The organism is Anabaena sp. FACHB-83 (genome assembly GCF_014697485.1).
Lineage (GTDB): Bacteria > Cyanobacteriota > Cyanobacteriia > Cyanobacteriales > Nostocaceae > Nostoc_B.
The window spans coordinates 1-8,732 of record NZ_JACJRY010000095.1; the positions used below are offsets into that span (position 1 = coordinate 1).

The 8,732-nt window shown below is 40.2% G+C and carries 9 protein-coding genes; 6 read left to right on the plus strand and 3 right to left on the minus strand.

Annotation, left to right across the window (positions count from 1 at the left end; translation table 11 throughout):
• Positions 1–240: 240 nt before the first annotated feature.
• Positions 241–1,395: a diguanylate cyclase gene (locus H6G79_RS35645; protein ID WP_190594969.1), complete on the minus strand. Its 1,155-nt coding sequence runs from the start codon at positions 1,393–1,395 to the stop codon at positions 241–243.
• A gap of 153 nt (positions 1,396–1,548) precedes the next feature.
• On the opposite strand from H6G79_RS35645, the gene sfsA reads away from it, so the two are divergent.
• Positions 1,549–2,274 (plus strand): DNA/RNA nuclease SfsA, encoded by a 726-nt coding sequence (sfsA, locus tag H6G79_RS35650; RefSeq protein ID WP_190594968.1) that lies wholly within the window; start codon positions 1,549–1,551, stop codon positions 2,272–2,274.
• Positions 2,275–2,461: 187 nt separating this feature from the next.
• Here sfsA and H6G79_RS35655 read toward each other — a convergent pair whose 3' ends face one another.
• A complete protein-coding gene (locus tag H6G79_RS35655) occupies positions 2,462–3,439 on the minus strand; it encodes a carbohydrate kinase (RefSeq protein WP_190594967.1) in 978 nt (325 codons plus the stop codon).
• A 452-nt stretch (positions 3,440–3,891) separates the two neighbouring features.
• On the opposite strand from H6G79_RS35655, the gene H6G79_RS35660 reads away from it, so the two are divergent.
• The 4 genes from H6G79_RS35660 to H6G79_RS35675 all read left to right on the plus strand — a co-directional run bounded on the left by H6G79_RS35660 (position 3,892) and on the right by H6G79_RS35675 (position 6,913).
• Positions 3,892–4,155 carry a helix-turn-helix transcriptional regulator gene (locus tag H6G79_RS35660; protein ID WP_190594981.1) on the plus strand — a complete coding sequence of 88 codons (264 nt, stop codon included), beginning with the start codon at positions 3,892–3,894 and terminating at the stop codon, positions 4,153–4,155.
• A gap of 380 nt (positions 4,156–4,535) precedes the next feature.
• Entirely contained in the window at positions 4,536–5,189 is a 654-nt protein-coding gene (locus H6G79_RS35665; RefSeq protein WP_190594966.1) for a DUF6391 domain-containing protein, read from the plus strand.
• Between the two features lie 27 nt (positions 5,190–5,216).
• A complete protein-coding gene (locus H6G79_RS35670; RefSeq protein WP_190594965.1) occupies positions 5,217–6,215 on the plus strand; it encodes a glycosyltransferase in 999 nt (332 codons plus the stop codon).
• 293 nt (positions 6,216–6,508) lie between these two features.
• Positions 6,509–6,913 carry a hypothetical protein gene (locus tag H6G79_RS35675; protein ID WP_190594964.1) on the plus strand — a complete coding sequence of 135 codons (405 nt, stop codon included), beginning with the start codon at positions 6,509–6,511 and terminating at the stop codon, positions 6,911–6,913.
• Positions 6,914–7,059: 146 nt separating this feature from the next.
• Here the strand turns inward: H6G79_RS35675 and H6G79_RS35680 are convergent, their stop codons facing one another.
• Positions 7,060–8,463 carry a serine/threonine-protein kinase gene (locus H6G79_RS35680; protein ID WP_190594963.1) on the minus strand — a complete coding sequence of 468 codons (1,404 nt, stop codon included), beginning with the start codon at positions 8,461–8,463 and terminating at the stop codon, positions 7,060–7,062.
• Between the two features lie 54 nt (positions 8,464–8,517).
• Between H6G79_RS35680 and H6G79_RS36565 the strand changes: the two genes are divergently transcribed.
• A partial coding sequence (locus H6G79_RS36565; protein ID WP_206758813.1) for a hypothetical protein occupies positions 8,518–8,732 on the plus strand: 215 nt, incomplete at its 3' end.

The window sequence follows — 8,732 nt, forward strand, 5'->3', positions numbered from 1 at the left end:
GGTCAAAAATTTTGAAAGAACTTTGGAGAATGCGACGACTAAAATTCATCTCTGTTTTGTCAGACTTATGCTCAAACGGTTAGCTACTTCATAGATCCCAAATGGGTTCTATAAAGGTGTAAGGGTTGTGATATCAAATCGATATGAAGAAGCATATAATTAGCCTGCGTTCGGCTTTGCAGTTGCCGATAGGTTAGGCAGGCTTTGTTTGTATAGTCCTAGACTTCCAGTCTCTTGGGTTTATTCCAGAGTTACTGTATTCTTCCCTAGTTTTTTGAACCGTTTACACTCATACATTTTCATATCTGCAAGGGTGATGAGTTGGTCTAAGGGGAGGGGTTGATGAGGATCATAAGCTTGAAAACCCATACTCATCGACAGTTGAAATGGTCGGTTTTGGCGATGATTGTATTCCTTAATGGCTGTTTGCAATCGCTGTTGAATCACTTCCGAACTGGGGTCTCGTCCTTGTAGCAGCACAACAAATTCATCACCTCCCAATCTGGCTAAAATGTCAGACTCACGAAAAGTATTTTTGAGTAAATCCGCCGCCGAGGTGATTGCATTATCACCCATTTCATGTCCTAAAGTATCATTAATGGTTTTGAGTCCATCCAAATCAATAAACAGTAAGCCAGCCGGAATTTGCGATCGCTGAATTTGTTTTAATTGCTGTTGTGCCAAAATCACAAAGCCACGCCGATTGTACAATCCTGTTAACTCATCTGTAATGGAAAGACGACGGATTTCGGCTTCTGCGGCTTTGCGATCGCTAATTTCTTGTTGGAGATGGGTATTAATTGCTGCTAAAGCCGCCGTGCGATCGCTGACTCGCTGTTCTAATTCTGCATACACTTGCACATTTTCCATTGCTACGGCTGTAGTATCTGCTAAAGCCTGTAATAACTTGACTTCTTCGGGGGTTGGCTGATGAAATTTTGCCCAATAAATACCGATAGCACCAATTGGATCAAATGTGCGAATTGGCACCATCACCATACTTTTCACAAAAGTAGGTTTATAAGCTACATGGGGAACCCGGAGATCATCATACACATCACTAATAACTGCTGGTTGACGGTTTAACATTGCCCAACCACCAAGACAGATATTCATCGGGAATCGCTGACCTTTCCACAAAGGAGCGATCGCATTTTCATCAACGTAATAGCAATAACCATTGTCTCGTAAAATAAAACTAGCTCCATCAGACCCAGTGATTTGCCGCGCTGCTACCCTCACAATTTCGATAACGCGCTCTAGAGTATGGGCGAGGGATAAATCTTGAACTACTACCAATAAGTTTTCCATTGCTCGTAAATATACCTGTGTCGAAGTATCTTTAATATCTAAGACCAGTGAGCAATGTAGCGGTGATTCAACATTTTTAGTCATATATCCCTCAATAAGCCATTAAATGGATACTTCCCTCTGAGGATTATTCAGTATAATTTTGTAAAAAAATGTAATATGTAGATTTTTATTTTTCCAGCATCAGACCAGACACGGTATGATGCTCTGTGCATTTATGGTTAGCTTTGCAAAATAATGCTGGATTGGCTTTATCGTTACCCGACGCTCTACCCTGGTGTTTTACTCAAACGCTACAAACGGTTTTTTGCTGATGTGCAGCTTGCTGATGGTCAAATCGTCACAGCCCATTGTCCCAACACAGGGCCGATGACTGGAGTTTCTACCCTTGGTAGTTTGGTGCAATTATCTCGCAGTGATAACCCTAACCGTAAACTGGCTTACACCCTGGAACTGATTCAAGTCTATGATCAGGAACCGACTTGGGTAGGTGTTAACACAGCTTTACCTAATCGCATTGTCAAACTAGCTTTAGCAAAATACTTATTTCCCGAATTAGGTGACTACAGCCAAATCAAAGGTGAAGTGGTTTATGGCGTAGATAAAAAAAGTCGTGTGGATTTTTTGTTAACAGGTAATGAGACAGAACGCCCGATATATTTAGAAGTTAAAAATACAACTTGGGCGCAAGGAACCTTAGCATTATTTCCTGATACAGAAACCACGAGAGGACAAAAACACCTGCGCGAATTAATGGCGCTGCTACCAACAAATCGGGCTGTGATGTTGTACTTTATCAACCGGGGTGATTGTACAGAATTTGCCCCTGGTGATACCACAGATCCAGTATATGGTCAGTTATTGCGACAAGCGATCGCCCTTGGTTTAGAAGTATTACCTTGTCGCTTTGATATTTCTCCCGAAGGTATCCGTTATTTAGGTTTGGCAAAACTCATCGTTTAAATTGAGAACTTACGTACCAAGATTATCTGTGAAAAATGGGTGTATGGGTGAAATCAAGTCAAAAGTCAAAAGTTAAAAGTCAAAAATTCTCTTAACTTTTGAATTTTGACTTCTCTGTAAGAGTGTAGATGTTTCAAATCTTTACCCCCTACACCCTGACACTCATTCTCAACAGACCACAGCCTTATTAAAGTTGGTGTGTAGCCAGAAAAGCTTCGACTTCTGCGGCTGTTGGTTGAGAAGCGATCGCACCTGGTTTAATCGTAGTTAATGCTCCCACCGCACTAGCATAAGTAACAATGCGTTTGGCGGTTTCTGCATCTTCTAGTTTTTTGATCCCATGCTGACTTAATTGGTGGATAAATCCCGCCAAAAAGCTATCTCCCGCGCCGGTTGTGTCAGCTACTTTCACCGGGAAAGAAGGTAATATTCCTTCGTTACCACTTAAGCAATAGGCGCAACCTTTATCACCATCAGTTATCAGCACCCCTTCCACAGAATCTAAACGGTAAGTAATGGCTCCTGCATCTGCGGTATCAAACAGCCATTCTGCTTCCTCTTTGGAGAGTTTGAGAAAGTCAATCCGCTTAAATGTATCTTGAATTTTTTGCCGCGCAATATTTTGGTCGTGCCAAAATACTGGTCGCCAGTTGACATCTAGCACAATCTTCAAGTCAAATTGTTCTGCTAAATCTAAAGCCCGATAAACTGCCTGTTCACTGTCAGGATAGGCTAATTCTAAAGTACCCAAAACCAGAAACTCTGCCTCTTGAAACAACGCAGTGGGTAATTGCTTGGCTTGTAGACGGGTGTCGGCAAATTCAGATGTATCATACTGACCGAAGCCAGCGAAACTGCGATCGCCTGCCAAATCTCGCACTACATACACCTGTCGCGTTGGCGCAGTCGGATGACGTTGCACACCCGTTATATCTACCCCAACTTCCTGGAGTAACTGAACCAGCTCATTCCCCGGTTCATCTTCACCTACAGAGCCAACAAATCCGGCGGAAGTTCCGAGTTTCACCAACGCACAGGCCACATTAGCTGGCGCTCCTCCAGGGTAAGGAGTCCAAGACTGTACCTCCTCCAGCTTTAGCCCCAATTGATCGGCTAAACAATCAAACAGAATTTCACCAAGACACAAAACACGGGGATTGCTCATCTCACTTTAGATTTGCGATTTAGGTTGAGGAAGCAAAGAATAATCCTGACATCAGAATTTTTCTGCTTAAACCCAGAACTTTATATTCTGAGTTTTTCCTATTGACCCCTAACTTTTCAGTTCTTGTGAGGTCAGTATAAAATCTACAATAATCTTGTCGTTCTGTCGCCAGTCCTTCATAGAATTAAATAGCAATTTTTGTTACTCCTACTGAATCTGTAGGCTTTAATATCAGCTTTTATTTACCAGTGACAATACTTAATAAAATCTTCAGAATAAGTGCTAAAAATAACATTTATTTTGTGATATATAAATTTTCTCTTCGATTAAACTTGAAAAAAATTATTGTCAATCGTATTACAGCTAACACTTCAAATCCCTACCAACAAAAGAATCTTCTAGAATTAAAGAGAGTGATTAAGTACATATACCAAGGGAGGATAGAATCAGTCATGGCTGGTGGCGAGTCCCAGACCCCTGTTACTCTGTCAGACAGAGAACTGCAAATTATCGACTTAGTGGCCGCTGGCTTAACTAACCAAGAGATTGCAGCAAAATTGGAAATTAGCAAGCGAACAGTTGATAACCACATCAGCAATATTCTCACCAAAACCCAAACAGAAAACCGGGTGGCACTTGTGCGCTGGGCTTTACAGTGGGGCAAGGTCTGTTTGGATGATGTGAATTGCTGTCCTCTGCCTAAGCAAAACGAATGAATTGCTAACACAGATGCGGTCAATGGCGTTTGGCAGATGCCATAAATCGCGTCTAATCTGGCGATAAATTTCATTTGGCGTGCAGCTACGACATTTTCATGGTTCACTGCTTGTTTTACTCCTCACGCATCTATTTCAGCGTGAACCTCTAGTTCTCGCTAGTATCAACATCAGGCAGAACAGATTACTGAGTTATTGGTTATCGTGCAGAATTTGTTACCGTTGAGTCAGTTTTTTCAAACTGGCTCAACGGTACATTTCACCATATTTAAAAAGATATTCATTCAGTCATCAATAAAAATTAGCAATAATCTTTGGCTGCAAGCGTTACATTTGTAAGAAATCTATCTTGCTCCATCAGTTTGGGGAGCAGTGTTGCTATGGAAACTTCTGCTTCTGTTCAAGGTGGCTCGTCTTCCTTTAACTTTTTTAACTTTGACTTTACTACACCGCAATCTACCCTAGATGCTGATTTAGTAAGGCAGCTATCATTTGTTCCTGGCTTGAAAGAAATTCTGATGCTGCGGCAAGTCCACGCCTTAGAACATGCTACAGTTTGGGTTTTGAGTGAAACCAAAAATGTTCATACTCCCCCAGGGAGACCCAATACAGTTCAACTTGATAACGAATTATTGGGTGGTTTATCTACAGATCAAGGATTTTATCTTTATGGTGAAGTTAATATTAGCAACTTGCGACGGGCGGTCAGCCAAGCCCTTTATCGGCTGACACATGGTGAATGGGATTTAGCAGTACATCCCCGTTGTGGTACAAATCTTTCAGTCACAATGTTGTTAACAGCCGGACTCGCTGTTGGTGTCAATTTGTTGCTTCCCTTCCGCCCAGTTGAACAATTAATTGGTTTAGGACTAGCTGCCACCACAGCCGCAGAAATCGCCCCAGATTTAGGTTCAATAGCCCAGCGTTATCTCACCACAGCTATTCCGTTTAACTTAACAGTAGAAAATATTACCGTGGCTCGTGATGTTTGGGGACGGCAAGGACATTTTGTCAAGGTAAAATGGCGAGAGTGAAATTAATTCGTAATTCATAATTTTATAATGCGAAAGCTTTATTTTCTATTGCCTGGAACTCAGGGCAGATTTGTCTGTGGTGGTCTCTGGGCAGAATTAAAAACATTGAAACTTGCTCAACAGGTTTGTAGTGCGGAAGTGGTAACTTACCGCCAACGAGAAGCCGATAAGTTGTTTTTAGATGACTTGCTGAGAGAACCAAATTTAGATAATGCCATTTTTGTTATTAATTGGGGATTTGATATCGCTAAATTAGTTGCCAAACTCCAGCAATATAATGTGGTATATCATGCCCATAGTTCTGGTTACAAGTTTAATTTACCTATAGGGATTCCCATTATTACTGTTAGTCGCAACACATTAGGTTATTGGGGGCAGAAATCGCCAAATAACCTCATTTATTATTTACCAAATGAAATTAGCCCAGAATTTAAAAATTTACATTTAGAACGAGATATTGATGTATTGGTGCAGGCGCGAAAATCTTCGGAGTATTTATTAACAGAGCTAATTCCCACGGTACAAAAAAAATGCAATGTGCATTTAGTTGATTATTATGTAGAAGATTTACCAGGATTATTTAATCGCGCGAAAATTTATCTTTATGATTCGGCAGAATATTGGGCGCAACAGAGTGTCAGTGAAGGCTTTGGACTGCAACCAATGGAAGCTTTAGCCTGTGGGTGTCAAGTATTTTCTAGCGTTAATGGTGGGCTTTCTGATTATTTAGATCCTGGGTTTAATAGCTATAAAATCGCTAATTATTCCAAAGAATATGATGTGGCACAGATTCTCAAAGTGCTGCAATCTGCTCCAGGTTTAAGTTTGTCAGAAGAGGTACTCAAAGAGTATCGTTATGAAAATATTATTCAAAGGCTGCGAGTAATTTTACAGGAATTAAATGAGTTTTTTGACCACAAACAGCAGTATCAATCTAACATCCCCACTTTGACGCAATTACGCTTAAATCAGTTAAGAATTAAAAATCTCTACAAAAAAGTGAAGAAAAAATATTTTAATGCTTGATTAGATATAGTAGCCCTAAATAATTCGTGAACTAAAATATCCCCGACTTCTTCAAGAAGTCGGGGATATGAACCTCTCGATGAGTAATAAGTAAATTTTTGACTCATTACTCATTACTTTTTCCATCAGTTGCTGTACCTCATCAACATCTAATCTACTATGTATAGACAACTGTGCCAGTTTTGCAAATGGAACATAATTAACCTAATAGGTGATTACATTTTAATTGCTTGCGGATAAGATGGAATTGCACTTGTAGGTATCACATATAACTTAAATTCAGGGGTTAGAGTATGAAACGCCCATTTATAACTTTAGCTGTGATTGTCAGTGCGATCGCTCTTGCTCATCCTGTCCAAGCGCAACAACAAGAGGAACTTGCGCCACTGACTATCGAAAGCCGCGAAGCCGCCACCCTGATCACTGAACCAATTACAATCAACAGTAGCGCAGTTAGCAACAGCGATCGCGCTCAAGCCTTAAGACAAATTGCTAACACTATTGGTAGCGTCCGTGAAGAGAAGGGTTGCAAAAATATCAAACCCCTAGAAATTCTCAACGATCCCGAAGCAGCAATTAAAGAATGTGAAAAGCCAAATAATAGCCAACCGAATCAACGTAACGGTGAACCAGTAGATTATTTAAAGGTTCCGCGACTAGATTCTGGTGGTGTCAGTTTGACAGTAACTCAGTTTTAAAAGAATCTTATTAAAAGGGAACACGCTGGTTTTGGACGGGGATTTCGACCCCGCCCAAAATGCTTGTGTTTAAAAACGGAGCTTCAAATTCAAATGGCTGAAGGAGTATAAGGAAACGAACAGAGAACTTTTTAAATTAGTTCATTTTATCCAAAAACAAAAGATTGAATCATTTTTTCCACGATGGGTAAAAATTTATCATATTCATCAACAGTTGCAGTGTAAGTAATAATATAGGCATTATCATTTTGTAAAGTCCAAACTTGCAGACTTTTTAACCGCCCATTATCAATTTTACCTGTAAAGACTAGTTGATTTGCCCTCTGATTAGCCAGTGTTGTTTCACTAGAACTTTCTATTTGAGCATCATCTACTGTATTTTTCACTTCCCGAATAAATAAATCTTTCGACTCATCTAAAGTACTCGAAAGCGGTTCAACCCGAATAGTTATAAGTTCTTGAAATTGGTCAGAATCACTTTGTTTTGGTGATAAAAAAGTCACTATATCTTGGGTTACAGCATTTGGTGTTTCCTGCACTGCCCAATTATCAGGATAGTTAATTTTTACTCCATGATCAGCATAATTTAAAAAGTTGGTTTGATTAACTTTGATTTGAGATAGAAGTATGAATCCAACTGCAACTGCGGCGGTAATTCCTAAACCCATCACCCATTTTTTCGGCAAAGATTGTTTGAGTTTAGTTAATGGTGCTTTCTCAAGCATCTCTAAGGCTTGTAACACTGACTCGGCTGTAGGGTAACGCTGGCGAAAGTCATAGCGCACCATCTTATCTAAAATACTGGCAAACTGGGGGCTAACTTTCACTTTATTACGCCAATCAATTTCGCCTGTATTGGGGTTTCTGGGAATTGAATGGCTACCAGCAGCCGGATTTATCCCTGTTAAAGCTAAGATAGCAATCATCCCCACTGCATAAATATCGCTACTTAAATGGGGATTACTATTAGCTTGTTCACTGGGCATATAACCAGGTGTCCCAATAGCAACAGTAAAACTTGTTTGTCCATCAGTATTAGCTACTTGGGTACTAATTTGTTTGACTGCACCAAAGTCAATTAAAACTATTTTGCCATCTGATTCTCTGCGGCGAATATTTTCAGGTTTTAAATCCCGATGAATCACATGATTTTGATGGACAAATGCTAAAACAGTCAGTATCTCCTTTAACAGTTTAATTACAGCAGTTTCACTTAATGGCTCACTCAGTGGCGGTAATTCTTGTTTGAGATCATGACCGGGAATAAATTCTTGGACTAAAAAGAATTCTTCATTTTCTGCAAAGTGCGCGAGTAATTGGGGAATTTGGTCATGTTTTCCTAACATTTCCAAAATTGCTGCTTCTAAGTCAAAAAAGCGTTTAGCTGCATTTAAGGTGTAGGGATCATTCGCCAGTGGCTTGAATTGTTTGACAACACACTGGGGATTTCCAGGTCTTTGTATATCTTGAGCTATAAAAGTCGTGCCAAATCCTCCCCGTCCTAACTGAGTAAGAATTTGGTAGCGTCCCCCGACCGTTTGACCCAGCATGAAGTTTCCCCTCTCTTTGAGAATACTCGCTCACTGATTTGTTAATCTTGATTTTTGCACATACAGCACAGCCAAATTCAGAATCATCTCAAAAGAGATAGTGTACCCCGGATTTCTCACCACACCTTTCAAAGCCTGTGCAGGGGAGCAGGGGAGCTGACAGGTGTAGGTTTTTTACAAGGGTGTGAGTATTCATTCTCAGAGTCGGAAAATAAAAGAAGAAAAGCAAGTGAAAAAGAGGCTCAAATGCTAAAAAATGAGTACCTCAA

What these genes read in the sequence shown, in the direction of transcription:
- H6G79_RS35645 (WP_190594969.1), bottom strand. Translation starts at nt 1,395, where the DNA reads ATGACTAAAAATGTTGAATCACCGCTACATTGCTCACTGGTCTTAGAT.
- sfsA (WP_190594968.1), top strand. Translation starts at nt 1,549, where the DNA reads ATGCTGGATTGGCTTTATCGTTACCCGACGCTCTACCCTGGTGTTTTA.
- H6G79_RS35655 (WP_190594967.1), bottom strand. Translation starts at nt 3,439, where the DNA reads ATGAGCAATCCCCGTGTTTTGTGTCTTGGTGAAATTCTGTTTGATTGT.
- H6G79_RS35660 (WP_190594981.1), top strand. Translation starts at nt 3,892, where the DNA reads ATGGCTGGTGGCGAGTCCCAGACCCCTGTTACTCTGTCAGACAGAGAA.
- H6G79_RS35665 (WP_190594966.1), top strand. Translation starts at nt 4,536, where the DNA reads ATGGAAACTTCTGCTTCTGTTCAAGGTGGCTCGTCTTCCTTTAACTTT.
- H6G79_RS35670 (WP_190594965.1), top strand. Translation starts at nt 5,217, where the DNA reads ATGCGAAAGCTTTATTTTCTATTGCCTGGAACTCAGGGCAGATTTGTC.
- H6G79_RS35675 (WP_190594964.1), top strand. Translation starts at nt 6,509, where the DNA reads ATGAAACGCCCATTTATAACTTTAGCTGTGATTGTCAGTGCGATCGCT.
- H6G79_RS35680 (WP_190594963.1), bottom strand. Translation starts at nt 8,463, where the DNA reads ATGCTGGGTCAAACGGTCGGGGGACGCTACCAAATTCTTACTCAGTTA.